The organism is Nonomuraea solani (assembly GCF_900108335.1).
Taxonomy (GTDB): Bacteria; Actinomycetota; Actinomycetes; order Streptosporangiales; family Streptosporangiaceae; genus Nonomuraea; species Nonomuraea solani.
The window spans coordinates 82340-108776 of the sequence record NZ_FNVT01000014.1; the positions used below are offsets into that span (position 1 = coordinate 82340).

At 71.9% G+C, this 26437-nt stretch carries 33 protein-coding genes; 18 read left to right on the forward strand and 15 right to left on the reverse strand.

Going from position 1 to position 26437, the window contains the following annotated elements; translation table 11 throughout:
* Nucleotides 1-198 precede the first annotated feature (198 nt).
* The 6 genes from C4V41_RS38780 to C4V41_RS38805 are packed head-to-tail and all read left to right on the forward strand — an operon-like array spanning nucleotide 199 to nucleotide 5454.
* A complete protein-coding gene (locus C4V41_RS38780) occupies nucleotides 199-1167 on the forward strand; it encodes an ABC transporter substrate-binding protein (RefSeq protein WP_103960987.1) in 969 nt (322 codons plus the stop codon).
* Nucleotides 1164-1979, forward strand: a complete 816-nt coding sequence (locus C4V41_RS38785; protein WP_200824508.1) for an ABC transporter permease — start codon at nucleotides 1164-1166, stop codon at nucleotides 1977-1979. Before C4V41_RS38780 ends, C4V41_RS38785 begins: the two co-directional genes overlap by 4 nt.
* Nucleotides 1976-2770, forward strand: a complete 795-nt coding sequence (locus C4V41_RS38790; protein WP_103960988.1) for an ABC transporter ATP-binding protein — start codon at nucleotides 1976-1978, stop codon at nucleotides 2768-2770. The genes C4V41_RS38785 and C4V41_RS38790 overlap by 4 nt, the downstream gene beginning before the upstream one ends.
* A complete protein-coding gene (locus C4V41_RS38795) occupies nucleotides 2767-3579 on the forward strand; it encodes an ABC transporter permease (protein WP_103960989.1) in 813 nt (270 codons plus the stop codon). The genes C4V41_RS38790 and C4V41_RS38795 overlap by 4 nt, the downstream gene beginning before the upstream one ends.
* Nucleotides 3576-4580 (forward strand): amidohydrolase family protein, encoded by a 1005-nt coding sequence (locus C4V41_RS38800; RefSeq protein ID WP_103960990.1) that lies wholly within the window; start codon nucleotides 3576-3578, stop codon nucleotides 4578-4580. The genes C4V41_RS38795 and C4V41_RS38800 overlap by 4 nt, the downstream gene beginning before the upstream one ends.
* 46 nt (nucleotides 4581-4626) lie before the next feature.
* On the forward strand, nucleotides 4627-5454 hold the full coding sequence (locus C4V41_RS38805; protein ID WP_103960991.1) for an alpha/beta fold hydrolase: 828 nt from the start codon (nucleotides 4627-4629) through the stop codon (nucleotides 5452-5454).
* Nucleotides 5455-5456: 2 nt separating this feature from the next.
* Here C4V41_RS38805 and C4V41_RS38810 read toward each other — a convergent pair whose 3' ends face one another.
* The 4 genes from C4V41_RS38810 to C4V41_RS38825 are packed head-to-tail and all read right to left on the reverse strand — an operon-like array spanning nucleotide 5457 to nucleotide 9422.
* Entirely contained in the window at nucleotides 5457-6374 is a 918-nt protein-coding gene (locus tag C4V41_RS38810) for a nitroreductase family protein (RefSeq protein ID WP_103960992.1), read from the reverse strand.
* A complete protein-coding gene (locus tag C4V41_RS38815; protein ID WP_103960993.1) occupies nucleotides 6371-7447 on the reverse strand; it encodes a hypothetical protein in 1077 nt (358 codons plus the stop codon). The genes C4V41_RS38810 and C4V41_RS38815 overlap by 4 nt, the downstream gene beginning before the upstream one ends.
* On the reverse strand, nucleotides 7444-7890 hold the full coding sequence (locus C4V41_RS38820) for a DUF4188 domain-containing protein (protein WP_103960994.1): 447 nt from the start codon (nucleotides 7888-7890) through the stop codon (nucleotides 7444-7446). Before C4V41_RS38820 ends, C4V41_RS38815 begins: the two co-directional genes overlap by 4 nt.
* Nucleotides 7887-9422 carry a phenylacetate--CoA ligase family protein gene (locus tag C4V41_RS38825; RefSeq protein WP_103960995.1) on the reverse strand — a complete coding sequence of 512 codons (1536 nt, stop codon included), beginning with the start codon at nucleotides 9420-9422 and terminating at the stop codon, nucleotides 7887-7889. The genes C4V41_RS38820 and C4V41_RS38825 overlap by 4 nt, the downstream gene beginning before the upstream one ends.
* Before the next feature lie 122 nt (nucleotides 9423-9544).
* On the opposite strand from C4V41_RS38825, the gene C4V41_RS38830 reads away from it, so the two are divergent.
* The 4 genes from C4V41_RS38830 to C4V41_RS38845 are packed head-to-tail and all read left to right on the forward strand — an operon-like array spanning nucleotide 9545 to nucleotide 12323.
* A complete protein-coding gene (locus C4V41_RS38830; RefSeq protein ID WP_103960996.1) occupies nucleotides 9545-10702 on the forward strand; it encodes a winged helix DNA-binding domain-containing protein in 1158 nt (385 codons plus the stop codon).
* Between the two features lie 34 nt (nucleotides 10703-10736).
* Nucleotides 10737-11138: a helix-turn-helix domain-containing protein gene (locus C4V41_RS38835; RefSeq protein WP_103960997.1), complete on the forward strand. Its 402-nt coding sequence runs from the start codon at nucleotides 10737-10739 to the stop codon at nucleotides 11136-11138.
* Nucleotides 11135-11980: an alpha/beta fold hydrolase gene (locus C4V41_RS38840; protein ID WP_103960998.1), complete on the forward strand. Its 846-nt coding sequence runs from the start codon at nucleotides 11135-11137 to the stop codon at nucleotides 11978-11980. The genes C4V41_RS38835 and C4V41_RS38840 overlap by 4 nt, the downstream gene beginning before the upstream one ends.
* Nucleotides 11973-12323, forward strand: coding sequence for a DUF4180 domain-containing protein (locus C4V41_RS38845; protein ID WP_103960999.1), 351 nt, complete (start codon nucleotides 11973-11975; stop codon nucleotides 12321-12323). The genes C4V41_RS38840 and C4V41_RS38845 overlap by 8 nt, the downstream gene beginning before the upstream one ends.
* Nucleotides 12324-12369: 46 nt before the next feature.
* On the opposite strand, the gene C4V41_RS38850 is transcribed toward C4V41_RS38845, so the two are convergent.
* The 7 genes from C4V41_RS38850 to C4V41_RS38875 form a co-directional block, all read right to left on the reverse strand.
* A complete protein-coding gene (locus C4V41_RS38850) occupies nucleotides 12370-13170 on the reverse strand; it encodes a TetR/AcrR family transcriptional regulator (RefSeq protein ID WP_103961000.1) in 801 nt (266 codons plus the stop codon).
* A gap of 50 nt (nucleotides 13171-13220) precedes the next feature.
* The gene (locus C4V41_RS38855; protein WP_103961001.1) at nucleotides 13221-14063 is read right to left on the reverse strand and encodes an LLM class flavin-dependent oxidoreductase; all 843 of its coding nucleotides are present in this window, start codon (nucleotides 14061-14063) and stop codon (nucleotides 13221-13223) included.
* A gap of 105 nt (nucleotides 14064-14168) precedes the next feature.
* A complete protein-coding gene (locus C4V41_RS38860; RefSeq protein ID WP_103961002.1) occupies nucleotides 14169-14549 on the reverse strand; it encodes a hypothetical protein in 381 nt (126 codons plus the stop codon).
* Between the two features lie 208 nt (nucleotides 14550-14757).
* Nucleotides 14758-15024 (reverse strand): class I SAM-dependent methyltransferase, encoded by a 267-nt coding sequence (locus C4V41_RS38865; protein WP_200824509.1) that lies wholly within the window; start codon nucleotides 15022-15024, stop codon nucleotides 14758-14760.
* Nucleotides 15000-15128 carry a hypothetical protein gene (locus C4V41_RS65530; protein WP_268808756.1) on the reverse strand — a complete coding sequence of 43 codons (129 nt, stop codon included), beginning with the start codon at nucleotides 15126-15128 and terminating at the stop codon, nucleotides 15000-15002. Before C4V41_RS65530 ends, C4V41_RS38865 begins: the two co-directional genes overlap by 25 nt.
* 42 nt (nucleotides 15129-15170) lie before the next feature.
* Nucleotides 15171-15797, reverse strand: a complete 627-nt coding sequence (locus C4V41_RS38870) for a GNAT family N-acetyltransferase (RefSeq protein ID WP_103961003.1) — start codon at nucleotides 15795-15797, stop codon at nucleotides 15171-15173.
* A complete protein-coding gene (locus C4V41_RS38875) occupies nucleotides 15785-16168 on the reverse strand; it encodes a MerR family transcriptional regulator (protein ID WP_103961004.1) in 384 nt (127 codons plus the stop codon). Before C4V41_RS38875 ends, C4V41_RS38870 begins: the two co-directional genes overlap by 13 nt.
* A gap of 41 nt (nucleotides 16169-16209) precedes the next feature.
* Between C4V41_RS38875 and C4V41_RS38880 the strand changes: the two genes are divergently transcribed.
* Nucleotides 16210-17433, forward strand: a complete 1224-nt coding sequence (locus C4V41_RS38880; protein ID WP_200824510.1) for an MFS transporter — start codon at nucleotides 16210-16212, stop codon at nucleotides 17431-17433.
* Here the strand turns inward: C4V41_RS38880 and C4V41_RS38885 are convergent.
* Nucleotides 17357-18748, reverse strand: a complete 1392-nt coding sequence (locus tag C4V41_RS38885) for an LLM class flavin-dependent oxidoreductase (protein ID WP_103961006.1) — start codon at nucleotides 18746-18748, stop codon at nucleotides 17357-17359. The genes C4V41_RS38880 and C4V41_RS38885 overlap by 77 nt on opposite strands.
* Before the next feature lie 102 nt (nucleotides 18749-18850).
* Between C4V41_RS38885 and C4V41_RS38890 the strand changes: the two genes are divergently transcribed.
* From C4V41_RS38890 to C4V41_RS38900, 3 genes are all read left to right on the forward strand, one after another.
* Nucleotides 18851-19282, forward strand: a complete 432-nt coding sequence (locus C4V41_RS38890) for a MarR family winged helix-turn-helix transcriptional regulator (protein WP_200824511.1) — start codon at nucleotides 18851-18853, stop codon at nucleotides 19280-19282.
* A gap of 101 nt (nucleotides 19283-19383) precedes the next feature.
* Nucleotides 19384-20217 carry a carbon-nitrogen hydrolase family protein gene (locus C4V41_RS38895; RefSeq protein WP_103961008.1) on the forward strand — a complete coding sequence of 278 codons (834 nt, stop codon included), beginning with the start codon at nucleotides 19384-19386 and terminating at the stop codon, nucleotides 20215-20217.
* A gap of 93 nt (nucleotides 20218-20310) precedes the next feature.
* On the forward strand, nucleotides 20311-20736 hold the full coding sequence (locus C4V41_RS38900; protein WP_103961009.1) for a hypothetical protein: 426 nt from the start codon (nucleotides 20311-20313) through the stop codon (nucleotides 20734-20736).
* Nucleotides 20737-21031: 295 nt separating this feature from the next.
* Here C4V41_RS38900 and C4V41_RS38905 read toward each other — a convergent pair whose 3' ends face one another.
* Together C4V41_RS38905 and C4V41_RS38910 are read right to left on the reverse strand one after the other, a co-directional pair.
* Entirely contained in the window at nucleotides 21032-21700 is a 669-nt protein-coding gene (locus C4V41_RS38905; RefSeq protein ID WP_103961010.1) for a hypothetical protein, read from the reverse strand.
* Nucleotides 21693-22301 carry an RNA polymerase sigma factor gene (locus tag C4V41_RS38910; RefSeq protein ID WP_235030653.1) on the reverse strand — a complete coding sequence of 203 codons (609 nt, stop codon included), beginning with the start codon at nucleotides 22299-22301 and terminating at the stop codon, nucleotides 21693-21695. Before C4V41_RS38910 ends, C4V41_RS38905 begins: the two co-directional genes overlap by 8 nt.
* A gap of 88 nt (nucleotides 22302-22389) precedes the next feature.
* On the opposite strand from C4V41_RS38910, the gene C4V41_RS38915 reads away from it, so the two are divergent.
* A complete protein-coding gene (locus C4V41_RS38915; protein WP_103961011.1) occupies nucleotides 22390-22812 on the forward strand; it encodes a VOC family protein in 423 nt (140 codons plus the stop codon).
* Here the strand turns inward: C4V41_RS38915 and C4V41_RS38920 are convergent.
* Nucleotides 22797-23801, reverse strand: a complete 1005-nt coding sequence (locus tag C4V41_RS38920) for a DsbA family protein (protein WP_103961012.1) — start codon at nucleotides 23799-23801, stop codon at nucleotides 22797-22799. The genes C4V41_RS38915 and C4V41_RS38920 overlap by 16 nt on opposite strands.
* Before the next feature lie 74 nt (nucleotides 23802-23875).
* Here C4V41_RS38920 and C4V41_RS38925 point away from each other — a divergent pair, with 74 nt between their 5' ends.
* The 3 genes from C4V41_RS38925 (at nucleotide 23876) to C4V41_RS38935 (ending at nucleotide 26420) form a co-directional block, all read left to right on the forward strand.
* Complete coding sequence (locus tag C4V41_RS38925) at nucleotides 23876-24457, forward strand: TetR/AcrR family transcriptional regulator (protein ID WP_103961013.1); 582 nt, start codon at nucleotides 23876-23878, stop codon at nucleotides 24455-24457.
* 308 nt (nucleotides 24458-24765) lie between these two features.
* Nucleotides 24766-25746: a small ribosomal subunit Rsm22 family protein gene (locus C4V41_RS38930; RefSeq protein ID WP_103961014.1), complete on the forward strand. Its 981-nt coding sequence runs from the start codon at nucleotides 24766-24768 to the stop codon at nucleotides 25744-25746.
* Between the two features lie 62 nt (nucleotides 25747-25808).
* Nucleotides 25809-26420: a LysE family translocator gene (locus tag C4V41_RS38935; RefSeq protein WP_103961015.1), complete on the forward strand. Its 612-nt coding sequence runs from the start codon at nucleotides 25809-25811 to the stop codon at nucleotides 26418-26420.
* Nucleotides 26421-26437: the final 17 nt, after the last annotated feature.

Consider the following 26437-nt stretch of genomic DNA (forward strand, 5'->3'; position numbering starts at 1 on the left):
CTCGCCTTTCTAGGACAACGTTTGCCTAAATCATCGCACGAGAACCCCAGGTCAACAATCGAATGCCGGAAACCCGCACGTAATCAGCATGTGCTCACCCCTTGACGAAACGGCGGAGCGGCTGGCTAACATGCCCGCAAGGCAGACGTTTGCCTAGCCGGTGACCTGCGGGTTGAGGTCACGTGAGGAGGAGGAGCCATGCACGCTGTGAAACGGATCGCCGCGCTGGCGGTCCTGTCCGCGACGGCCGCGTGCGGGGGCGGGGGAGCGGGCACCAACGCGGACGGCACGTCGTCGTTCACGGTCGCCGTCATCGAGCCGGACATCACGACGGTGCCGATCCTGGCCGCGGTGGACGCCGTCCGCCAGGCCGGTCACAAGGTCGAGGTGGTCGAGCTGGCCGAGCCGGAGCTGGCCATCGAGGGCCTGGCCAAGGGCGACTACGCGATCTCGGCCGAGGCGACCAGCCCGGCGCTGATCGCCATCGAGCAGGACGCCCCCATCAAGATCATCGCCGACGTGATCGGCAACCAGTGGGCGATCTACGGCAAGCCCGGCATCGCCTCCTGCGACGACCTGAGCGGGCGCCCGTTCGGGATCTTCAGTGAGGGCGCGGTGGCGACCGCCATGGCCAAGGAGTGGGTGGGCGCCCAGTGCGGCGCGGGCAAGAAGCCCGACTACCTGACCATCGGCGGCTCTGACGTGCGCGCCCAGGCGCTGGTGGCGGGCGAGATCGACGCGACGCCGCTGGAGGTCTCCGACGTGGTGGCCCTGGAAGGGGGTACGAAGTTCGCCCAGGTCGTCGACTTCGGCAAGACCCTGCCCGACCTGCACCCCCAGACCGTGTACGCCAACGCGGACTTCCTCACCGGCCACAAGGCGGCGGCGCAGGCCTTCGTGACCGCCCTGGTCCGCGAGCACGCCAAGATCAACGCCGATCCGCGGCACCTGGTGGGCCTGGTGGCCAAATACCTGCCCGACGAGAAACCCGCCGACGTCGCCGAGATCGCCAAGCGGTACGTCACGGCGGGCCTGTTCGACGCCGGCGCCCTCACCGAGCAGAACGTCCAGGGCACCATCGACTTCTTCGCCCGGGCCGGCGTGATCAAGCCGGGCATGACCGCGCGGGACGCGGCCGACCTGTCCTTCCTCAAGGCGGCCGCGTGACCGCCGGCCCGCGGCCCGCGCACCGGCCGGGGGTGCTGCGGCGCATGCTCGACGCGAGCCTGCCGTACCAACTGCTGACCTTCGCCGTCTTCGCCGCCGGCTGGGAGCTGTACGCCCGCGAGTGGGGCGGCCTGCTCATCCCCACCTTCACCGAGACCGTCCAGGCCACGGCCGAGCTGCTCGGCACGGCGGAGCTGTGGCAGGCGATGTACGTCAGCAACCAGGCCCTCGTGCTCGGCTTCGGCATCGCCGTGGTCGTCGGCGTGCCCGCCGGCATCGTGCTCGGCCGCTTCCGCGCGCTGGAACGCCTGGCCGACGTCTATCTCAACATCCTGCTGGTCACCCCGATGGCGGCGATCATCCCGCTGCTGGTGATGTCGGTCGGGTTCGGGCTGGCCTCGCGCGTCATCCTCGTCACGATCTTCTCGATCGTGATGGTCGTGGTGAACAGCCGCGCGGGCGTCCGCCAGGTGGATCCGTCGCTGATCGAGATGGCCCGCTCGTTCGGGGCCACCGAGCGGCGGATCTGGGCACGGGTGCTGCTGCCGGGCGCGCTGCCCGCCATCATGACCGGCATCCGGCTCGGCATCGGGCGGGCGGTCACCGGGATGGTGATCGTCGAGCTGCTCATGGTGTCCACCGCGCTGGGCGGGCTGATCCTCGAATACCGCGGCCTGTTCAAGGCTCCGCTGCTCTACGGCACCATCGTGATCATTCTGGCGGAGGCGCTGCTGCTGATCTCCGTGGCGCGGTGGGGCGAACGCAGGCTGACCGGCTGGGCCCGTACCACGATGGCGAGGAGCGCCCGATGATCGAGATTCGTGGACTGAGCAAGAGCTTCACCGGCCAGGACGGCACCGTCGTCCAGGCCCTGCAGGACGTCGACCTCACCGTGGGCGAGAACGAGTTCCTGACCGTGCTCGGCCCCAGCGGCTGCGGGAAGACCACGCTGCTGAAGGCCGTCGCGGGCCTCATCCCCTGGAACGACGGCGACATCCTCGTCGAGGGCACGCCCGTGCGCGGCCCCGGGCCCGACCGCAGCATGGTGTTCCAAAACTTCGCGCTGCTGCCCTGGGCGACCGTGCTGGACAACGTCGCCTTCGGGCTGCGGATGCGCGGCGTCGGCCGGGCCGAGCGCGAGGAGCGCGCCCGCGACCTCATCGCCATGGTCGGGCTGTCCGGGTTCGAGACCAAGCGGCCGGGAGAGCTGTCCGGCGGCATGCAGCAGCGGGTGGGGATCGCGCGCGCCCTGGCCGTACGGCCCCGGGTGCTGCTCATGGACGAGCCGTTCGGCGCGGTGGACGAGCAGACCCGCCGCCTGCTGCAGGAAGAGCTGCTGTCGATCTGGGAGGAACACCGGATGACCGTCGTGTTCATCACCCACAGCATGGAGGAGGCCGTGCTGCTGGGCGACCGCGTGGTGCTGATGAGCGCCCGGCCCGGCCGGATCGCCGAGATCGTCCCGGTTCCGCTGGAACGGCCCCGCTCCAATGACGTCGGCGCCCTCGAACGATCGAGCCGGTACGCCGAGATCACCGCCTACCTCTGGGACCGCCTGCGCGACATGCACGAGGAGCACCGCCCCGCCAAGGTGGCCGGATGAGCGCCGTGACGGAACACGCGCCCGCGCTCCGCCCCCGCCGCAGGCTCTCCTGGCGGGCCCTGCCGGCCGCCCCGGTCAGCCTGGCCGCCGGCGCGCTGGCCTGGGAGCTCGTCGGGCACCTGGCCGGCGTGTCGTTCTTCCCGCCGCTCAGCACGGTGCTGGCCCGCCTGGCCGATCTCGTCTCCAGCGGCCTGATCGTCGCCGGCCTGGCCGACAGCCTGGTCAACCTGGTGCTCGGCTTCGCCCTCTCCCTGGCCGCCGGCCTGGTCATCGGCGTCGCCATGGGCCGCTACCGCAAGGTCGAGGCCGCCCTCGGCGTGTACGTCTACGCGCTGCTGACCGCCCCGTCGCTGGTCTTCGCGCCGATCTTCTTCTCCCTGCTGGGAGAGGGGCGCGGCTCGATCGTGGCGGTGGTGGTCATGTACGCGATGTTCGTCATCGTCATCAACACCGCCTCGGCCATCCAGTCGGTGCCCGCGCACCTGGTCGAGATGGCCCGCTCGTACGGCGCGAGCGAGCGCCAGGTGCTGCTGCGCGTCATGCTCCCGGCCGCCGCCCCCATGATCATGGCGGGAGTCCGGCTCGGGGTCGGCCGGGCCGTCACCGGCATGATCAACGGCGAGATGTTCATCGCCGTCGTGGGCCTGGGCCGCGTCGTCACCCAGGCGGGCGGCCGGTTCGACGGAGCCGGCGTGCTGGCCGTGCTCCTGGTCATCATCGCCGTCGCGCTCGGGGCCGTGGCCCTGGTGCAGGCGGCCGACCGGCGGATCACCCGCTGGGTTCCGAGGACATCGAGAGGGGACCGATGAAGATCGACGCCTACAGCCACATCCTGCCCGCGCCGTACTTCGAGCGGATGCGCGAGCTCGCCGTCGATCCGGGCGCGCTCAAGCGGTGGCTGGAGCTGCCCGCGCTGCACGACGTGGACGCTCGGCTGCGGATGATGGACGAGTTCGGCGACGGCTACCAGCAGATCCTCACGCTGTCCTCGCCGCCGATCGAGCTGCTCGCCGGGCCGGCCGAGTCGGCGGCGCTGGCGCGGCTGGCCAACGAGTCGATGCTGGAGCTGTGCGAGAAGCACCCCGACCGGTTCCCGGCGTTCGTCGCCTCCCTGCCGATGAACAACCCGGACGCCGCCCTGGCCGAGCTCGCGTACGCCATCGACGACCTCGGCGCGCGCGGCGTGCAGGTGTTCACCAACGTCAGCGGCCGGCCGCTGGACGATCCGGCGTTCCAGGGCGTGTTCGACGAGATGGCCCGGCGGGACCTGCCGATCTGGATGCACCCGGCGCGCGGCGCCGCCTTCGCGGACTACGCCACCGAGGACGCCTCGAAGTACGAGATCTGGTGGGCGTTCGGCTGGCCGTACGAGACCAGTGCCGCGATGGCCCGGCTGGTCTTCTCCGGCCTGTTCGAACGCCATCCCGACATCAAGATCATCACGCATCACATGGGCGCGATGATCCCTTACCTGGAGGGCCGGATCGGGCTGGGCTGGAGTGACCAGCTCGGCAGCAGGACGGCGGGGGAGGACTACCGGAACCTGCTGCCCCGTCGGCCGCTGGACTACTTCCGCCGCTTCTACGCCGACACCGCGCTGTCGGGTTCCGCCATCGGCACCCGCTGCGGCCTGGACTTCTTCGGCGCCGATCACGTCCTGTTCGGCACCGACTGCCCCTTCGACCCCGAGGGCGGGCCCATGTACATCCGCGAGACGATCCGCGTCATCGACGACCTGGACGTCACCGACGCCGTCCGGGAGCAGATCTACCACGGCAACCTCCGGCGGCTGATGAACGCACGAACCTAGAGATGGTAGGTTTCAACCTAGGAACCCTAGGAATGGAGCCGATGTCATGGAATCCGGTCATCTGGTCGTGCCCGGCGCCCGCCTGTACTACGAGGTGAGAGGCGGCGGTCCCGTGCTGCTGCTGGTGCCGGGCGGCGGGGGCGACGCCGGTGTCCTCGACCCGCTGGCGGACGAGCTGGCCGGGCGGTTCACGGTGGTCGCCGTCGACCCGCGCGGCTACTCCCGCAGCCACCTCGACGGTCCCCACGAGGACCAGCGGGTCGAGGTGCACAGCGAGGACGCCCACCGGCTGCTCGAACGGCTCACCCCGCCGGGCGAGGGCGCGTACGTGTTCGGCGGCAGCGACGGCGGCATCGTCGCGCTCGACCTGCTCGCCCGCCACCCCGGGCGGCTGCGCCGGGTGGTCGCGCACGAGCCGCCGTGCGTCGAGGTGCTGCCGGACGCGGCCGCGCAGCGGGCGTTCTTCGGCGAGGTGTACGCGATCTACCGGGCCGAGGGCATCGGCGCGGCGGGCGCCCACATGCTGGCCGGGATCGGCGGGAAGATGAAGGAACTGCCGGACCCGGCCACGCTGCCGCCGCGCGCCGCCGAGATGGTCGCCCGGGTGACCGCCAACATCCCGCTCTTCATGGAGCACGAGCTACGGCAGTTCACGTCCTACCGGCCGGACGTCGCCGCGCTCTCGGGCGTGGCGGACCGGCTGGTCCTGGCCGTGGGGCGCGAGTCGCGCGGTCACCTGCCGTACCGGCCGGCCGCCGAGCTCGCCGCACAGACCGGCGGCGAGCTGGTCGAGTTCCCCGGCGGGCACGGCGGATACACCGAGCATCCGGCGGAGTTCGCGAAGGTGCTGGTCAGCGTGCTCGAAAGGGTGTGACCTCAGTCCCGCAACCGGGCCGAAGGGGCCGCCGGGGCCTTCGGGCGGCCCACCCTGGCCACGTGGAGCAGGCTGCACGGATCATCGACCCCCAGGCGGTCCGCCAGTTCGCGCCGCGTCCGCTCGCAGTCGATGATCTGGCTCAGGGGATGCGTGGTGTAGCCGAGGCCCGACAGCGTCAGCCAGTGCCGCATCAGGGCCCGGCCCGCCTCCATCTCCTCCTCCGGTGGCCCCACCAGCACCAGCACGTCGCCGTCGTAGTCCAGCAGCCCGCGCGAGGCGCCCGCCAGCACCCGGGGCAGGCCCAGCCGCCGCAGCGCCGGGTAGAGGGCGAGCGAGGCCCGCAGCCCGAGCGCCTCCAGCCTGGTCAGCGACAGCGCCCGGTCGCTGAGGCCGTCGAGGAGGTAGCGGCGGTGCCGCCGGGTCAGGCGCAGCCAGGCGCGCAGCTCCCGTGTCACCTCCCGGTCCCCGAACTGGTGCAGGTCCGCCGCGTGCAGCAGGTCGGCCAGGTCGCGGCAGGCCACCCGGCGCAGCCCGGTCAGCCCGGCGGCCACCTCCTCGGGCAGCCGCCCGGGGTGGTACTCGCCGCGGTTGGCGCCGCGCGCCCGTACGTCCGCCGTCGTGAACGGCGTCTCGTACGGCCGCGCGGCCGCGTGCAGGAACCCCACCCGGCGCGGCCCCGGGTCAGGGCGGAAGGCGACGCCGAGCCCCGCGTCCGCGCACACGATGAGACAGCACTCCACGAACGCCCCCAGGCTGAGGCGCAGGTCGCGGCCCGTGGGGTCGCTGATGGGCAGCGCCCGGTCGGGGTCCCAGCCGACGGCCACCTCGTCATCGCCGTAGGTGAGCGTCCACGGCTGGGTGTTGTGCGCGCTGGGCGCCCGCCAGAAGTCGGGCTCCAGCGCCCGCAGCTCTCTCACGCGAGATCCTTGCCGTAGAAGGTGTAGCCGTGCAGCGGGCGCCCGCCCATCGCGACGTACTGGGCGGCCGAGCCGGGGTTGGTCCGCTCCACGTACGTGCTGCGCAACGTGTGGTAGCCGCCCCGCCGCAGCCCCTCGTGCAGCTCCCTGGACAGCAGCCGCATGTAGCCGTGCCCCTGCTCGCCGGGAACCGTGCCCTTGATGATCAGCACGGCCTCGCGGCGGTATCGGGAGCGGGTGGCGAGGAGGCGAAGCTGCTGGAAGGGGTGCAGGTTTCCACCAATTTTCGCGATAAATCGCGAAATGTCGGGCAAGCAGAGCACGAACGCGACCGGCCGCTCCGCCTTTGTCACATACAGCAGCAGCGCCTCGTCCAGCAGGTACGCCAGCCCGTCCGTCTGCGCCGCCAGCTGCTCCGCCGAGATCTCCGTGTAGTAACCGAGCTGCGTGAAACTCGCGTTGAGCATCTCGCGCAGGATCGGCAACTGCTCCCCGATCCGCCGCCGGTCGCCCCGGTGCACCCGCAGCCGCTCGGCCCCGATCCGCGCGTCGTCGAAGGCGAACACCGGCTCGTCCGGCACCGGGCAGATCCAGGTGTCGGACTCGAAGCGGCGGGTGAAGCCGTACGCCTCGTAGGCGTCCGGGTAGTAGGCGTGGTTCCAGGCGCTGTCGATGAAGCCGCGCTCGCCGAAGCCGGAGGTGATGATGCCGCCCGCCTGGTTGGGCAGCAGCGAGACCGGTCCGAACGCCGCCTCCCTGCCCCCGTCCAGCCCGGCCGCGCCGATCCCGTCGAACAACTCCTCCGCCGCGTCCCGCTCGAACTCCGTCAGCCCGAACAACTGCGTGGCCCGGCCCAGCTTGGCGTCGAGCGCGGCGTCGGTGTGCAGCGTCGTCCTGGCCACCACCCGGCCACCCCGCCGGAGCAGGAACATCGGCACGCCCTGCCGGTGCCAGGCGCGTACCGTGGCGTGCAGCGGCGGGACGAAACGCTCGTCCCCCGCGTACAGGCGGCCGGTCAGCGCCAGGAAGTCGCGCAGGTCGCGGCGGCTGTCCACGCGCTGGAGACCCTTCACTTCCGCCTCACCCGCGGCCCTTCGCCCTCTTCCACGGACAGCGGCGTGAACGTCTCGATGTGCGCCATCGGCCCGCCCTCCGCCCGCCACGCGCCGTTGCTGTAACCCTCGGGCTCGGCGTTGTAGAGGCGGATGTAGCCGGCGGTGGCGTTCCTGGTGCCGTCGGTCACCCATCGCATCAGCTTGCGGTGGTGCCGGGAGCGGGCGAAGCGCAGCAGCGCGTCGCGGTCCTCGAAGAACGCCAGCGTGCCGAGCGTGAACGGGAACTCCCAGTAGATGGTGTGCCAGCGGTAGCCGCGCATGCGCTTCATGTCGCGGACCATACGGAACCACGTCAGCGTGAGCGTGATGATCGACAGCGGCCCCCGGTAGCGGGTCGCGCCGACGAACATGGCCGTCGCCTGCCCCTGCGGCGGCGCCTTGCTGAAATCCGTGGTTCTCATGCGTCCTTCACCAGGTAGACGTTCTTCATCTTGGTCAGCTTCGCGAACGGTCCCTCGCCCTCGCCGAAGACCCTGATCCGCAGGTCGGCGGCCGTCGGGTCCTCCTTGAGCGACTCGGCGAAGTCGCGCGAGACCGCGCTCAGGTGGGCCACCACGCCCTTGCGGCAGATCGTGGCCAGCTCCTCCGCGTCCACCTCGCCGCGTACCTCCAGGTTGATCACCGGACGGTACTCCAGGCCCGGCAGCTCTTCCAGCGACAGGCAGAACCTGCTGATCGCGGCGGCGTAGGGATTGCCCTGGTAGAGGCCGTACTCGACGTCCTGCGGGTAGAGGTTGGCGCCCATGTAGGAGATCGTCGAGTCCTTGCGCCCGAACAGGAACAGCAGCGGCAGGTTCATCCGCTCGTCGGTCCACATGCGCTCGTAGTCGTCGCCGAGCGCCTCCTTGACCGCGGTGAGGGTGTGCAGGCGGGCCTCGTCGCCGACGTTGTAGCGCAGCTTGGGCTGCAGGCAGCTCTTGGTGTTGATCGTGCACAGCAGCTCGCCGTCCGCGTTCACCTCCAGGAACGTCTCCAGCGGGTTGTAGTGGAAGATCATCGGGAGCCGTTGCTCGCCCGGGCCGAGCAGCGCGTCGCGCAACCGCTGGTCGACGGCCAGGCGCTTGCGCAGCCGGACGCTGAACCCGGTCTCCGCGCCCATCCCGATCGTCAGGTCGCTGGCGCCGTAGCCGGAGCGGACCTCCTCGAACCGCTCCTCCAGGTAGTCGCGCAGCGCCTCCGTCATGCCCTCGCCGCCGACCATGCCCCGGACGCGGTAGTCGCGCCACGGGAAGCCCGCCTCGTCGAGGCGGTCGCGCAGATGCTTGAGGAACGGCGGGTACGCGGCCACCACATAGTCGTAACCGGGCCCGAAGTGCAGCAGCGTGTCGGTGATCTTCTCCAGGTCGGGGCCGGTGTTCTTGACCATGGCGATCCGGGCCATGGCCGTGCCCGTGGTCGTCCCGGTGGCCCACGCGCCCATCGAGTAGGCGTTGATCACGAACAGCCGCTCGCCGGGGAAGACCAGCTCGATGTAGCCGGCGGCGTTGCGGTAGATGCCCTTGAGCTCGCGCGGGCCCCGTACCCAGTTGTACGGTTTGCCGCTCGACCCCGACGACTCGTCCACGATCACGCCCGGCCGGTGCAGCCTGCCCTCCTGGCAGCGGCTCTCCTCGTCGTACGTTCCCGCGTAGTTCTGCTTGGTCGTCTCGGGAAAACCGGCCAGCGTCCTGGCGTGCTCGGCGCCGCGCTCCCGCAGGAAGTGCCGGTACGCGGGCACGTCCACGGCGGCGAACTGGCAGGCCACCCGGGCGTGCCGGGCGGCCACCCAGTCGAGCGCGGGGTGGTAACCACGGGCGACCAGCCGCCAGATGGCGGGGTGCAGGGCGCCCAGGCGGTAGAGCCCGGTCAGAGACCAGGAGTAGGCCTGGAGGCGAGCCCTTCGCCAGCGTTGACGGGGGGTGAGCGGCCCGAGGACCGGACTGAGGCGGGTCATGTCGGTGACCTTAGTGGGATCAAATGAAAAGTCACTTGTGACCCACTTTCATCCTTTGTATTGCGGAATCGGACATTCCGCATTCGGCTCTACCGTGGTGACGTCGGACTGAGGAGGACGTAGTGATCGAACTGTCATGGCCGCAGGTCAGCGCCCGGCGCCTGGAGCGGGCGGGGCTGCTGGTGCCCAAGCCGGGGACGCCCGCGGGCATCGTGGCGGCCATGTGCGGGGCGCACGCGCAGGTGATGTCGGCCGCCGAGGTGTCGATCGGGCTGCGGCTCGACGGCGTGACCCGGGCCCACGTCCGCGAGGCGCTGTGGGGCGAGCCTCGGGGTGAGCTTCGAGGCGAGAGCAGTCTGGTCAAGACGTACGGCCCGCGCGGGACCGTGCACGTGCTGCCCGCCCGTGACCTGCCGATGTGGGTGAGCGCGATGTCGTCGGTGCCGGTCGCCTACAACGGGGCCGCCGAGTCCGCCCGGATGACGCCCGAGCAGACCGAGCGGGTGGTGGCCGCGATCGCGGAGGTGACGGCCGGGGCCGAGCTGACGATCGACGAGCTGAGCGAGGCGGTCATCGCCGCCACCGGGCCGTGGGCGGGCGACCTCGTCATGCCCGCCTTCTCGGGCTGGTGGCCGCGCTGGCGTCAGGCCATGGGGCTGGCGGCGCACCGGGGCGCGTTCGTCTTCGGCCCGGTACGCGGCCGCAAGGTCACCTACACCGCCGCCCCGGCCGCCCCGGCCGCCCCGGTCATGGAGAACGGGCTCTCCGAGCTGGTCAGGAGCTACCTGACCGCGTACGGGCCGGCCACCCCGGCGGAGTTCGCCCAGTGGGCCGGCGGGCCGGTGCGGTGGGCGAACGCGGCGTTCGCCGCCATGGACCTGGAAGAGGTGTCCCTCGAAGGCCGGCGCTCCTGGGTGCTCGCGGGCGACACGGCGATGCCCGGCGAACCGCCCCGTGGCGTGCGCCTGCTGCCGTACTTCGACGCGTACGTGATCGCGGGCCGCCCGCGCGAGCTCCTCTACCCCGGCGCCGCCGCCGGGCGGGCGCTGGCCGGCGGCCAGGCGGGCAACTTCCCGGTGCTCCTCGTGGACGGCGAGGTGGCCGGCGTCTGGCACCAGCGCCGCTCGGGCGGCCGCGCCGACGTCACGGTCGAACCCCTCCACGACCTCACCACCGCGCAACTGACCGAACTCGGCGAGCAGGTGGAGCGGGTGGCCGAGGTCCTGGAGGCCAGGCCCCGGCTCACCGTCGGCCCGGTCACCGTGGGAGCGCACGCCTGATCCTTCCCTATTGTGGTGCATAATAGGGAGCGATATGGAGCGATACACCATTGATCAGGCGGCGTCCCTGCTGGGGCTGCACGTCAAGACCGTGCGCAACTACGTGCGCGACGGGCGGCTGCCCGCCGTCCGCGTCGGCAAGCAGTACCGGATCGCCAAGGACGACCTGGCGGCCTTCGCCGGGCTGCCGGTCGAGGAGGCCGCGCCGCCCCGGCGTGCCGAGGTGTCCAGCATCGTGCAGGTCGACGGGCTGCCCAGGCACGAGATGGACCGGCTCAGCACCATGGTCCTGGCGTCGCTGGCGGGCGGGCCGAGCGGGCTGAACGTGCAGTTCGCCTATGACGAGGAGCGGGCGCATTTGAAGATCATCGTGCTGGGCGGGCTGGAGGAGAGCGCTCAGGTGCTCAGGATCGTGGACGCGCTGGTGAGACCGTGAACATCTACACCTCGCCGGAGGCCGCGCGGGCCGTGGAGCGGAGCTACCGCGAACTGCTCGGCCTGTGGCCGGTGCCGGCGGAGCACGTCCGGGTGCCGACCTCGCAAGGGGAGACGTTCGCCGTGGTGTGCGGGCCCGAAGGAGCACCGCCGCTGCTGCTCCTGCACGGGTCGGGATCCAATGGCGCCATGTGGCTCGGCGACGTCGCCACCTGGTCGCGGCGGTTCCGGGTGCACGCGGTGGACCTCATCGGCGAGCCGGGGCTGAGCGCGCCGTCGCGGCCGCCGCTGGAGCCCGACGTCTATGCCGGATGGCTGGCGGAGGTCGTGACCGGGCTGGGCGTCGGGCGGGCCGCCGTCGCGGGGATGTCCCTGGGCGGATGGATGGCGCTCTCCTATGCCACCCGCCACCCCGAGCGGGTTTCGGCGCTCGCGCTGATGTGCCCGGGCGGCATCGGGCGGCAGCGGTCCCTGCCGGCGCTCGCGGCGCTGCCGCTGCTGGCGCTGGGCGGGGAGCGCGGGCGGCGGCGGGCGTTGCGGCTCATCCTCGGGCCGCACACCCCGTCGGGTGACGGGGCCGCGTTCATGGAGCTGATCCAGCGGAGCTACCACTACCGGCGTGATCGGCTGCCGCTCTTCTCCGGCGAGGAGCTGGGCCGGCTCACCATGCCGGTGCTGATGATCGCCGGTGACCGCGACGGCATGATCGACTCCGGCGGCACCCGGCGCCGCCTGGGGCGGGCCGTGCCGGCGGCGGACGTACGCGTCCTGCCCGGCACCGGTCACCTGCTGCCCCCGCAGACCCACGAGATCATGCACTTCCTGGAGGCCACGCATGCCTGACGACGTTCTGCTGTGCGACCCCGACGGCGCGCCCCTGCGCGAGACCCGCGACGTCACCGACCTCATCGCCGAGGCGTGGCAGCACGGCGCCTCCTGGGTGGCGGTGCCCGCCGGGCGGCTGCCCGGCGACTTCTTCACGTTGCGCACCGGGGTGGCGGGCGAGATCGCGCAGAAGTTCGCCAACTACCGGATCGGCCTGGCGATCGTGGGGAAGGTCTCCCAGCACACCGCCAAGAGCTCCGCCCTGAGCGCCTGGGTGCTGGAGGCCAACCGGGGCGGCCAGCTCTGGTTCGTCGAGGACCTGGCCGAACTCGCCGCCCGTCGGTCGGAGCGCGGCCTCTGAGCCGGGCCGCTGAGCGGGGTCTCTGAGCGGGGTCTCTGAGCGGGGGTCAGCCCTTGATGGTCGCTTCGATGCCGTCGAGCAGCAGCGCCAGGCCCACCGCGAACGTCTCGCCGACCCGCTGCTCGAAGTAGGACTCCTCGCGGCACTCCTCCGGCACCGGCTCGTCGTCCTCCGACTCCACCCAGGTCGCCATGGGGAAGCGGCCGGCGAACCCGGGCGCCACCTCCTCCAGCAGCGACGAGCGCGCCAGCCACCACTCCTCGTCGGACACCCCGGTCACCGACGGCGCCATCCGCGACTCCGCGATCGTGGTCGCCGCCCCCCGTACGAAGTCGAACAGCAGCGCCACCACCCCCCGCAACCGGCGCGGCCCCAGCCCGGTCACGCGCAGGACGGTGACCACGCTCTCCAGCATCGCGAACTCGTTGGGCCCCAGCACCGGCCGCGCCTGCGACACCTGCAGGATCCACGGATGGCGCAGGTAGAAGGCCAGCGTGTCGCCCGCCCACTGCGCCACGGCCGGGCGCCAGCCGGCGCCGGTGTCATAGCCGGCGGGCAGCTCGGCCAGGGCGCGGTCGTACATGAGGTCGATCAGTTCGCTCTTGCTCGGCACGTACGTGTAGAGCGCCATGCCCGTGCGGCCCAGCCGCTCGCCGACCTTGCGCATGGACAGCGCCGCCATGCCCTCGGCGTCGGCCAGCGCGATGGCGGCGTCGACGATCGCGTCGACGCTCAGCGCCGGCTTGGGGCCCGGTTTGCCGCCCGGTTTATCACTGGGCCGCTCTCCGCCACGCCACAGCAGCGCCATCGACCGCCGTGCGTCACCCTGACCGGCGAAGACGACCAACGCGGAACTCCCCGTGCGATTCTTTACACGATAAGAATATCAGCGGCGGGTCACATCGCGGCCCGGAGCGCGGCCACCGTGGCGAGCATCTCCCACGCCTTCTCCGGGTGGCGGGTCTCCTCCGGGTCGCCGACGAACGGGTCGAGGACGACGGTCTCCGCACCGAGCGCGTCGAGTGCCTTGAGGTCCTCGGCGATCTGCTCGACCGTGCCCTCGCCCGCGCGCCGGTCGGGGCCCGTCACGGGCTCCTTCGTGATCCGCAGCAGGATGCGCGGGCACAGCGCCGGCACGGGCCTGCCCTGCTCGGCGGCGATGGCCTCCAGGCGCGGGAACGTCTCGCGCAGCCAGGTCACGGTGCTCCTGAGCGGGTGCCATGCCTGGCCGTACCGCACCACCCTGCGCAGGGCCGCGTCGACGTTGCCGCCCACCCAGATCGGTACGCCGCCGGAGCGGTAGTCGGCGTCGTCGGCCCAGGCCTCCTGGATGGCGGCGAGGTATTCGTCGGTCACCCGGCCGCGCCGCTCGAAGTCGGCCCCGAGGGCGTCGAACTCCTGCCGCGCCCACCCGATCCCGACGCCCAGCACGAACCGGCCGCCGCTCAGGTCGTTGAGGTTGGCCGCCATGCGGGCCACCAGCAGCGGGTGCCGGTAGGGGACGATGACCACCGTGGTGCCGAGCCCGATCCGGCCGGTGACGCCGGCCAGCCACGACAGGGTGGTGAACGGCTCGTAGAACGGCGGGGGATACTGCCGGGCGACGTCGGGGGTGATCGCCACGTGGTCGGACACCAGGAGGAGATCGAAGCCGAGCCCCTCGACCGTCCGGGCCCACTGGCGCAGGACGCCCGGGTCGGTGCCCGGGCCGAAGTTGGGAACGTTCACGCCTAGTCGCACCGGATCAGGCTAGCGGCTGATGATCCTCATTGGTGCGCCGGGGTGCCGAACGGCGCCTGTCCCGGCACCCGCCATCGCGGGGGCCGGGACAGGAGTGGCGGGAGATCAGTCTCCGACGCCCACACCGACTCCGTGGCCGATGCCGTGGCCGACCCAGTTGCCGTTGCCGCTGTTGGGCCAGTTGCGGTGCGTGTAGTGGCCGTCGGCCCAATGCCCGTCGTCCCCGTGGTACCCGCCGTGGCCCTTGTGGCCGCCGTACCCGTTGCCGTGGCTGCCGCCCTTGCAGCCGTCGGCGTCGCGGGTGCCGGCGAAGACGCCGTGGTGCGTGACGTGGTGGTACGTCGTGTCCTCGTTGAGCCCGAGGCCACAGTCCTTCGGGTACGTGTGGTTCCAGTCGGTCCAGATGTCGGCGGCCGCCGGGCTCGCGCTCCCGAAGAGCGCGGCAGCGGCGAGCAGCGCACCGCCTGCGATGAGGCTACTTCTCATGATCTCCCCCTGTAATCACGAAGTGACATCGGCCATCACTATACGTAGCGATCTTGTGGCATTCATGCAGCGCCACGCCCGTTTTCGTCCAACAGGGGGGCGTTGACCGGCAAACTCGGCCCATGTCACCGGTCGATGTCGTACGCGGGAAACCGTCCGCTTTCTCTAGGGCTTCACCGCCCGTACGTACGTCAGCAGCGGCCGCAGATCACCCCGGGTCTCCAGCGACCACCGCGTCGCACGACTCGTCCGGCAGGTCCAGGGCCTGGCCCTCGCCCACCCGGTACGAGCAGTTCGGCGGGGCGTGGCGGCGGGCGTACCCGATCATCTGGGGTGCCGGGTCCACGCCGATGATCTCCCCGCCGGGCGCGACCAGGGGCGCCAGGCGGCGGGTGAGGTAGCCGGTGCCGCAGCCGACGTCCAGCACCCGGTCTCCAGGCCGGGCCCCGGTCAGGGCGGCGAGCTGGGTGAACACCAGGCGCCGCTGTCGGCGAAGCCGAGATCGGCGAACAGCTCGTAGGCGCGGGGATGGCCGATGGTGGCGTTCGTGTGGTCTTCGTGATGCTTTGCGAGGGGCATGTCCACCTCCTCGTCTCAGACCACCGCATCGGTGCGGGCCGGTCAACCGGTGGGCTCGGTCAGCAGCGCTTCCGCGCCCACCGGGGCGTACCCGGCCGCGAGAAAGGCCCGCACGCTGGCCGCGTTCCCCGGCGCGACCTGCGCCCACACGGGCGCGCCCGCCAGGTGCCGGGCGGACCTGGCCAGCAGCCGCCCCAGCCCGTGGCCCCGGTGCTCCGGCTCGACCTCGACGGCCACCTCCCACCGGCCGGCCACGCCGCGTCCCACGCTGAGCAGCGCGCCGCCGTCGTGGGCGGTCCAGACGCGGACCGCGTCGCGATAGCGGCGGGCCCGCGCCACCCGCGAATGCGCGCTGCGGGTGACCTCCTCCAGCGCGACCGGCGGCGGTCCCGGCAGCGGCCCGGCCAGGCTCAGCAGGTCGATGCCGCCGGCCCGCCGCCCGGTCCGATCGGCCAGGGCCTGCAGGAACGGTGGGCACAGCGGCGCCGACAGGTCGCCGGGCGGGAGCCGGTCGCGGATCCAGCCCGGTTCGACGTCGGCGAAGACCACCGTGTGCGCCGTGAAGGCGATCACCCCCAGGTCGCGGGGCGAGGGCTGGGGCACGAGCGTCAGGCCGCCGTCCGCCGCGGGCGGGTGGCCGCGCTCCACGCCGGCGATCAGTTCCTCCACGGAAGGCCCTGGCGCCGTACGACGGCGAGATAGGCGTGAATGGCGTCGCGGTTGCGGGCCATGCAGTCGATGCGCTGCGTGATCCGGGCCGCCTCGGCCTCCAGCATGTCGGCGAGCTCCGGCGTGAGACACTGCGGGTGCAGGTGAATCTCGTCCTGCCGGCCGAGGAACGGCAGGATCCGCCGGATGATCTCCGTGGTGAGCCCGGAGTCGAGCAGCCCCCGGATCTGCTGGACCCGATAGACCGCCGACTCCGGATAATGGCGGTAGCCGTTGTCGGCGCGCTCGGGGTGCAGGAGGTCCTGCTCCTCGTAGTACCGCAGCATCCGCGCCGGGACGCCGGTGCGCTGGGAAAGTTGCCCGATCCTCACGATTTGCCTTCACATTGATGTGAACCTTTGAGCATGGTCGCATGAGTGATGCGGTGCTCGCCAGCGCGGCTGGCGTACGGAGAATGCCCTGGCCGGGGCTGCTGGCGTTGTTCACGGCCGCGTTCACGGCGGTGATGACCGAGTTGCTGCCCGCCGGGCTGCTGCCGCTGATGGCGGGGGAGCTGGACGTGCCGGAAGGGCGGGTCGGGTTCCTCGTGACGGCGTACGCGGTGGCGTCGTTCCTGTCGGCGATCCCGGTGACGGCGCTGCTGCGGGGGGTCGCGCGGCGGCGGGTGCTCATCGGGGTGCTGGCCGGGTTCGCGGTGCTCAACGGGGTGACGGCGCTGTCGTCCTCGTACGCGCTGACGTTCGGAGTCCGTGTGCTGGCCGGCGTGATGGGCGGGGTGATGTGGGCGATGCTGGTCGGGTACGCGGCCCGGATGGTCCCGCCCGAGCGGCGCGGCCGGGCGATCGCCATCGTGTCGGCGGGGGTCACCGTGGCGTTGTGCGCGGGCATCCCGGCGGGGGCGGCGCTGGCCTCGGCGTCCGGCTGGCGGGCGGTCTTCGTCGGGCTGGCCGTCGTGGCGGTCGTCCTCATCGGGTGGGTGCGGTGGCAGGTGCCGGACTTCCCCGGCGAGGCGGCCGGGGAGCGGGTGCCGTTGCGGCGGGTGGTGGTCCTGCCCGGGGTCCGGATCCTGCTGGGGATGACGGCGCTGGTGCTGGTGGGGCACCAGGCGATGTACACCTACCTGGCGCCGTTCGTGGGAGGCGCGCGCACCGGGGCCGCGCTGCTGGTGTTCGGCCTGGGGACGGTGGCCGGGATCTGGGCGGTCGGCGTGGTGATCGACCGCCGGCCGCGGGCGGCGCTCGTCGTCGTGCTGGCGGTCGTGGCGGGGGCGCTGGCGGTGCTCGGCGTGCTCGGCGGGGCCGCCGACGTGTCGATGGTGGCGGTCGGGCTGTGGGGGGCGGCGTTCGGGGGCGTGCCGACGTTGCTGCAGACGGCGCTCGTGAACGTCGCCGGCCCCGGGAACGCGGACGTGGCCACCTCCCTGCAGACGACCGTGTACAACGCGGGCATCGCGGCGGGCTCGCTGGCCGGCGGGCTGGTGCTGGAGTCCGCCGGGGCGGGCGCGCTGCCGTGGGCGGCCCTGCCGCTGGTCGCCGTGGCGCTGGCGGTGGCCGCCTCTCCTAGAAGCCGAGCCTGGACAGGGGATCGACCAGTTCGCGCTCCTCGTACGACAGGTGAGACAGCAGGCCGTCGGTGAGCAGGTCAACGGCGGCGCGCAGCCCGTCGAACCCGCCCGGGTCGGCGACGAAGGCCACCAGGGCGCGATCGACCTGGTCGAGAACCTTGTGGATGACCTCGTGCTCCTCCTGGAGGCGGTCGAGCACGGGGGCGAGCGCGGGCTCCGCGCGGCGCAGGGCGGGGAAGACGGCGGCGTCCTCGGCGGAGTGGTGCATGGTGACCAGGCGGCAGTAGGACTCGCAGTAGGCGCCCAGGGTCCAGTTGTTCTGGCGCATGGTCATGGTGCCGATGTGCGAACGGGCGGCGCCCGCGTCCATGGTGCCCGCGGCCACCTGGTCGACGAGGTCGCGAAGCTGGGCGAGCTCGGCGCGCAGGTGGTCGTGCACCTCGATGAGGTGATGGCTGCGCGACGAGCTGGGGTTGCCGGCGGTGGGCCGGGTGCCCTCGTCCCAGAGACGCGCGGGTGCCTGGACCGTGGGCGTCTGGCCGCGTTCGGCGGCTACGAGCTCCCGGACGGCCGGGGCCGTTTCGGCGGCGAACCGCTCGATACGGGTGGGCTCACCGGCCAGGAGAATGAACACACTGACGCCGTACGTGAGGGCGAGTTCGGCGAGCCGCCCGGGCTCCAGCTCCTCGCCGAGGTTGAGCAGCCGGCGGATGTCACCGGGGGAGCGGCCCGCCTCGGCGGCGGCCTCGTCGATGACGGCGTTGCCCTCGCCGATCTTGTCGAAGGTCCGCAGGTGGGGGAGCGAGGGAAGCCAGCCGTCCGCGAGCCGGCCGGTGAGGCGGAGCATGCGCGGCTTGTACGCCCCCAGCCAGATCCCGATGTCGTGCGCCGGCCGCGGCCCGCGCGGAGCGCCGTCCACCTGGTAGTGCTCGCCGTGGTGCCGGATGCCGCCGGGTGCGTCGGTGTCCCAGGCGGCGCGGATGATCCGGATGCCCTCCTCCAGCGCGTCCACGGCCCCGCCCGGGGTCAGCCGCGGGGCGCCCATGGAGGCGATGGAGTCCCAGTAGCCGCCGCTGCCCAGGCCCAGCTCGAAGCGGCCGTGGCTGAGCAGGTCGAGGCTGGCGGCGGCCTGGGCCAGCATCGCGGGCGGGCGCAGCGGCAGCGGGTGCACGTTGCCCGCCAGCCGGATGCGCTCGGTGGCGGCGGCGACGTAGGCGAGCAGGGTCCAGGTGTCGAGCAGGGCCGGCTGGTACGGGTGGTCCTGGAAGGTGAGGAGGTCGAGCCCGGCGCGCTCGGCGAACCGGGCGACGGCCACGACGTCGTCCGGCTGCCGGGCGTCGGGCACCAGGTTGGCGCTGAAGAGCAGGTCGTGACCGTAGTCGGGCATGGGGAGGGCTCCTGTGGGCCATTTTAGTTGGCATAGCGAACTGTTGCCTGTTTGCAGCAAAGTAGTTCGTATTGCCAACTACTGTCAACTAGACTCGGTCGGGTGGTCACGACGAAAGAGCCGGTGCTGCGCTTCTCCGAGGCGCTCGTACGTCTGGCGCACCTGGTGCAGCAGGTGTTCGGGGAGGTCAGCAGGGAGCACGACCTGACGTCGCAGCAGGCTCAGCTCTTGTGCCTGCTCGTGGACGGGCCGGTGGGGATGAGCGAGCTGACCCGTGCGCTGCACCTGGAGAAATCCAGCCTGACCGGGCTCGTGGACCGGGCCGAGAAGCGCGGCCTGGTGGCCCGCACCCGCGACGCCCGCGACCGGCGCGCCTGCCACATCGAGCTGACCTGCGAGGGGGCCCGGATCGGGGTGCTGGCACACGAGGAGGTCGCTCGACGGCTGGACGAGCTGGCGGCCGAACTACCGCTCGACCAGCGCGACCTGCTGGCCTCCGCCATCGCCGCGATCCTGACGCGGGGGCGCGGTTAGCGGGTCGGCCACCGTGCGGCCGTGCCCTTGGAGGCGTTGGCGGGTTCGCTACGGTACGGCCGTGTCCTTGGAGGCGTTGGCGGGTTCGCTACGATGCCGCCGTGTCCCAAGAGACCCTGATCATGGCGGTCGCTCAGACGTCCGCCCAGCCGGGCGACGTCCGCGCCAACGCCGCGGCGGCGGCGGCCCTCGTGTCAGCGGCCGGTGCCGCGGGCGCCAAGCTGCTGCTGTTCCCCGAGCTGTCCCTGACCGGCTACGACCTCGACCTTTTCGACACTCCAGCCGCCCGAGCGACCGACGACGACCCGGGTGTCTGGGTGACCGAGGACGACCCGCGCCTCGACGTCGTCCGGCGGGCCGCCCGCGACCACGGGGTGACGACGGTGCTGGGCGCGGCCTGTCGCCGGGCGGACGGCACGCCCTGGATCGCCTCTCTGGCCCTGCGCCCCGACGGGACCGTCCACACCTACGGCAAGCGGCACCTGCACGGCCGCGAGCGCGACCTCTTCCGGCCCGGCGACCAGGACGGGCTGCTCGACGTGGACGGCTGGCAGGTCGCCCTCGCCATCTGCTACGACGCCGGCGTCCCCGCCCACGCCGAACGCGCGGCCCGTAGCGGTGCCGAGGTCTACGCCGGCTCGGTCCTGTACACGCTGGAGGAGGCACGGCGGCTGGACCTGCACTTCGGCGCGCGGGCGATGGACCACCGCATGTACGCCATCGCCGCCAACCACGCCGGAACCGGGCCGGGCTGGGTCTCCTGCGGCGGCAGCGGCGCCTGGCACCCGGACGGCACCCGCCTCACCCAGGCCACCGCCCTCCCCGGCCTGTTCACGGCCACCCTGTCCCGCGCCGACCTGCACACGCTCCGCGCCAAGGACACCCGCGCCGGCTACCCCCGCCCCTCGTCCCAGGACACGGCCGTGCGCGCCTGACGCCGCACCCCGGGCCGTTCACGCTCTTCCGGGGGAGACATCTCCCCTGTACGGGGGAGCCGGGCGGGCGAACCGGTCGGCAAGGTCGATGGTGTGAAAATCGCTGACGCGGGGATCGCGTGGACCGGACTGTACGTGGCGTCGAAGGTCGTCTTCGCCCTGGAGGAACGGCTGGGGGTCACGGGCGGGCCGAAGGTGTCCCCGGACGGCTACCTGACCTACGGGCCGGGTGAGGTGGCGTCGGCTCAGTGGGCCAACGCCGGGTCAGGGGTGCTGATCATGGCGATCCTGCTGGCCGGGCGGTTCCGGTTCCGGGGGCGGTGGACGTACCGGGTGACGCTGGCGGCGCACTGGCTCTGCACGGCCGTGGCCGCCGTCGGAGCGGCCGGGATGCTCGGCGGCGCGGTGCTCACCGATCGCGGCGGCGCGATCTTCGGCGCGTACTGTGCCGTCTGGGCCGTGCTGCTGTGCCTCGCCACGGTGGATCTGCGCCGCCGCCACCGTTCCGTTGGGCGGTAGTCAGGAAGACCACGCCCAACGCCGAAGAGAACCAGAGCAGGCCCAGCCCGGCGGCCACGGCTGACCGGTACCGACGAGTCGGCCCGGCCGAGGAAGGCCCGTGGCCATCTCTCCCTCAGACGGATCGGCAAGGTCACGGCCGGCCTGGTGAGGAAGACCGGCTCTCCTCCGGAGTCCAGATCGGTCCCGAGGACACCGGTGACCGCGTTCGGCACCACCCGGTCGAGGCCGTCAGGACCGTTGTCGCGGGACGCCGACCGGGCGGGATCCCTCGAAGGCGTGAAAGGCCAGGCCCTTATCCCCCCGTACGGGGGAGGCCGGTGTCGAGCTGGGTGCAGGGCGCGACCGGGCCTTCCGCCAGTTCGAAGCCGATCGCCGAGCCCGAGTCGGCGTTGGCAGGATCGTTGAACGTCGCCGTGGCCACCAGGGTCTGGCCGGCCTCGATCGCCTCCGGGTGAAGCGTGAAGCTCGCGCCCGCGTTCCCCTGTACCACGCGGTTGACGACGGCGCCCAGGTAGCGGGCGCGCGGTTCCTGGCAGCGCCTGCCCTCGGGCACGTAGTCCACGACGGCGGCGACCCCGAGCCCCCGCAGATCCCGCTCCAGCTTCTCGGCGTCCGTGAACTGGTTGATCGTGATGGTGATCGTGCCGCCGGGGTTCTTGGTCAGCAGGTAGGCCGCGTGCGCGGGGTCGTCCGTGCCGGTCGTCAAGGGGATGATGATCACCGCGGAGAGGGCCAGCCCGGTGGCGACGAGGCCGAGCCTCACCCTTCGCCGGGTCCAGGACCGGAACCGGCCGGCGCGGGTGGGCGACAGGGGCGGTGCAGAGCGCAGGGGCGTTTCGGCCGCGCTGCCGCGTTCGTCCGTCGCCGCGGCCAGCAGCAGGGATCTCGTTCTGGCCTGAGCCCGCTCGGACACCGGCGGCATGTCCGTTCCCATGCCGCTCAGCAGCTTGATCTCATCCATGATCGTGATTCCCGTCGTCGTTGGTGGTGGAGAGCGCGGTGCGCAGCCGGAGCCGGGCCCGGTGGAGGCGTGATCGTACGGTTCCGGTGGGAACGTCCAGGGCGGCGGCGATCTCCTCGTACGTCAGCCCGGCCCAGGCGAAGAGCAGCAGGGCATCGCGATCACCGTCGGCCAGCTCTTCGAGCACACCGGCCATCAGCCGGAAGGTGACTTCCGCGTCGACCCGGTCGGCCACCTGATCGGCCGGCGCCGGTACCGCCGGGTCGGCTCCGGTACGCGCCCACGCGGCCCAGCGCCGGGTCTCGGACCGCTGGTGCATGCGGAGCAGATTGGTCGCGATGCCCAGAAGCCACGGCAGCGCGCCGGTGGGACTCCGGCTGGAGGTGAAACGATCGCGCTGCTTGAACGCCGTCAGGAAGGTCTCGGACATCAGGTCGTCGGCGTCCGCCGGCCCGGCCCGCCGCGCCAGATAGCGGTGTACCTGTGCTCCGTGCCGGTCGAACACGAGGGCGAAGATCTCCGGCTCGCGCAGTGAGCGGTCGATCAGCGACGCGTCGCTCTGCTCGATCTCGATCTCCGGGGGGATTGATCGGTCCATCATGGTCACACCTGCTATATGCCGGTGCTCTCGATCAGGTTCACGGGACAACCTGTCGACGGCCGCGCTCGCGGGGTCCTACGGTGCTGCCATGGGGTTGCGTATAGGTGCCTTGATCGTCGATTGCCATGATCCCGGACGGGTCGCCAGGTTCTGGGCGGAGGCCCTGGACTGGGTGATCAGCCGGGACGAGGATCCCGAATGGGTGGTCGAGCCACCGGAAGGCAGCCGGGAAGACTGCGTGGTGGCCGACCTGTTGTTCATCAAGGTGCCCGAGTCCAAGACGATCAAGAATCGCCTGCATTTCGACCTGCGGCCCGATGACCAGTCCGCGGAGGTCGCCCGTCTGGAGAAGCTGGGAGCCACCCGCGCCGACGTCGGCCAGGGCGACGACCGGGCCTGGGTGGTGATGGCCGATCCTGAGGGCAACGAGTTCTGCGTACAAGATCGCCATTCGCCGGAGATCCGGGCGGTGTGGCTCCGGCGCTATGAGGCCTATCAGCCGGTCGCGTAGTCCGGGGTCATGGCGGCGGCCAGGGTGAGGTGGGAGGCCGCCTCCTCGTGCCGGCCCTGGCGGCGCAGCGTGCGGCCGAGCAGGTGGCGGGCGTAGGAGTCGTCGGGGACCTCGGTCACCAATGACTCCAGCGCCGTACGCGCCCGGTTGAGCTGCGCCGAGGCGAAATACGCCCGCGCCGCCAGCAGCCGCACACCCCGATCGTCCCCGTGCTCCTGGAGCAGCGGCCGCAGCAGGGTGAGGGCGCCCAGGGGGTCGCGCAGGTCGAGCAGCGACTCGGCGTGGCGCAGCCGGGTCACCTCGGCGGGCAGGCGGCGCGGCGTGCGCCGGCTCGCGTCCTCCAGAAACTCCCTGATCGTCTCCGGTGACTGGGCGCCCTCCAGCGCCAGGTTGCCGGCCACGATCGTGGGCGAGGTGCGTACACCCTTGGCCTTGCCCGTGAGCAGCAGCTCCCGCACGAGGTCCGCTCCCGGGAGCGTCTGCCGGGCCGGATCGGGCGCGGTGGTGTAGCCGGCCTCCTCGGCCAGCCCCGCGTCCGTGGCGATGTCCGTCAGGACGCCGAGGTCGCTGATGTCCAGGAAGTCGACGAAGTGGGCGCGCAGCACCCTGTCCACCACCTGGTCCTGCAGCTCGGCGCCGCCCTTCTCGTACGCCAGCGCGATCAGCCGGTGCGCCTCCAGCGTCCCGGCCCGCCATCCGGAGCCCCACTGCGGCCCGAGGCCCTCCGCGGCGGCGATCTCGGCCACCCGGGCCCGGTTCTCCGTGGGGGACAGGCCCGGCGAGCAGGTGCGCAGCGCCTCGTCCACCATCGGGTCCCGCAGCATCCGCTCCATCGGCACCGCCCGCGCGGGCGCGGAGGGATCGATCTGGTACGGCCGCCAGACCACCTCGACCGGCTCGCCCTCCCAGGACGCCAGCGCCTTCTCCAGCCGCCGCTTGCCGATGTGGGCCCACCCGCAGACGACGTCCGCCCAGATCTCGATACGCATGCCAGCAAAGTATGCGACAAATGTTGATTAGTCAACAGATGTCGCATAAGCGGCGCTTGTCGTATAGTGGCGGCGTGAACCCGGATGACCCCCGCGCCCAGCGCACGCGCGCCCGGCTCAAGGCGGCCGTGCTCGACCTGGCCGCCCGGCAGGAGCTCGCCACCATCACCGTGTCCGCGCTGGCCAAGCGCGCCGAGGTGAACCGGGCCACGGTCTACCTGCACTACCCCGACGTCGACTCCCTGGTCACCGACGCCATGGAGGACGCCGTCGCCGCGGTCGCCCGCGCGGCCGCCCTTTGCCCCCTCGACGCCCCCCGCCACCGGGCCCCCGAACCGCTCGGCGAGCTGTTCGAGCACGTGGCCGCCAACGCCACCATGTACGCCCGGATGCTCGGCCCCCACGGCAGCGCCCGCTTCGCCGCCCGCATGCGCGAACGCCTCACCGTCGAACTGTCCGGCCGCTTCACCGCCGGGTTACGGCCGTCCGGCTGGGACGACGTACCCGCGGAGTTGCACGCCGCCTACCTGTCCGGCGCCCTGGTCGGCGTGATCGCGCACTGGGTGGCGAGCCGGCCGCGGGCCGGTACGGACGAGGCGGCCCTGGCGTTCTGGCGCCTCTTCCGCAACGGATGCCAGGCGGCGGATAGCCGCTGAAACTCCCCGGATGGTTGATAATGTGCTGGGTTGATATCGCGCGATAGATGGGGGTTCGCATGCGCCTCGACAAGGATTCAGCCGCCGCTTCCAGGCGAGGACGCTTCACGTCCTGATCCGATCGCCGTCGGGCTCGCGCCGGCGGGCGATGCTTCACGTCTGAAGCGGTCGCTCGCCTAACCGACCGTTTCCCCTGTCCTTTCGAGGATCCCTTTCGCGTGCCCCCATGCCCGCGCGCCCCTCAGCGGGCCGGCGCCGGCATTTCCCGACCCCGTCATGCCCGAACCCCACACCAGGTGAATTCCGCCATGCTCCCCGATGACCTCAGATCCGCCCTCGACCAGGCCCTGGCCCGCTTCTCCCCGCAGGAGCTGGCCGGCTCCGTGGCCCAGTTGACGGAGCGCTACCGCACCGGCATCTCCACCGGCGGCAACCACCTGCGCTCCCGGGCCGACATCGCCGCCTACGCCGCCTACCGCATGCCCGCCACCCACGCCGCCGCCGCCACGGCGATGCGCCAGGCCGCGGCGCTCACCCCCGGCTTCGAGCCGCGCTCCCACCTCGACGCCGGCGGCGGCACGGGCGCGGCCATCTGGGCGGCGAGCCGGATCTGGCCGTCCATTGAGAAGATCACCGTGATCGAACACGATCCGCACATCATCGACCTGGGCAAACGCCTGGTCCGCGACACGGCGGCCCTGCGCGGTACGACCTGGCGGCAGGCGTCCATCACCGCCGCCCTCGACCGGCCTCCCGCCGACCTGGTCACCATGTCGTACGCCCTGGGCGAGCTCCCTGAGCCGGAACGCCCGAAGGTGGTCCGCTGGCTGGCCCAGGACGCCGCGATGGTCCTCATCGTCGAGCCCGGCACCCCGGCCGGCTACGCCACCATCGCCCAGGCCAGGGACGTCCTGAGGAGTCAGGGGATGACCATCGTCGCCCCCTGCCCGCACGACGGCGCCTGCCCGATCCAGCCGGGCCGCGACTGGTGCCACTTCTCCGTACGGCTCCCCAGAACGGCCCTGCACCGCCGCATCAAGGCGGGCACCCTCAGCTTCGAGGACGAGAAGTTCTCGTACGTGGCCGCCACCCCCGCACCCCGGCCCCGTCCAGAGGCCCGCGTCCTGCGCCACCCGCAGAAACGCAAGGGCGTGGTCGCGCTGCGCCTCTGCACGGAGACCGGCGGCCTCCGCGACGAGACCGTCTCCAAACGGCAGGGCGACCTCTACCGCCAGGCCAGAGACGTCGAATGGGGAGATGGCTGGCCCACTAAAACCAACGTCGATTGACATAGAACGCGAGGAGTGATTGCCTTTCGGAGGACCCCACCCCCTCCGAAAGGCCGCCGGCCGTGAGCATCGAGTTCCTGCTGACCACCCTCGTGATCGTCATCACCCCGGGCACCGGCGTGCTCTACACGCTGGCGGCCGGGCTGTCACGCGGAGGAAGGGCGGGCGTGGTGGCCGCGTCCGGCTGCACGCTGGGCATCGTGCCGCACATGGCGGCCGCCGTCACCGGCCTGGCCACCCTGCTGCACACCAGCGCCGTCGCCTTCCAGGTGATCAAGTACGCGGGCGTGGCGTACCTGCTCTACATGGCCTGGAGCACCCTGCGCGAGCGCGGCGGCCTCAGCGTCGAGCGGGACACCGCCCCCCGCCCCGCGCTCAGGGTGATCGCCGACGGCGTACTGATCAACATCCTCAACCCCAAGCTGTCGATCTTCTTCTTCGCGTTCCTGCCGCAGTTCGTCAGCACCGGCGAACCGGCCGCCCTGGCCCGCATGCTCGAACTCGGCGCCGTGTTCATGGCGCTGACGTTCGTGGTCTTCGCCGGGTACGGCCTGTTCGCCGCCGCCGTCAGGAACCACGTCATCTCCCGGCCCAAGGTTCTGACCTGGATGCGGCGCGGCTTCGGGGCGGCGTTCGTCGCGATGGGCGCCAAACTCGCCCTGACCGACCAGTGAACCACCGTCGAAAATCA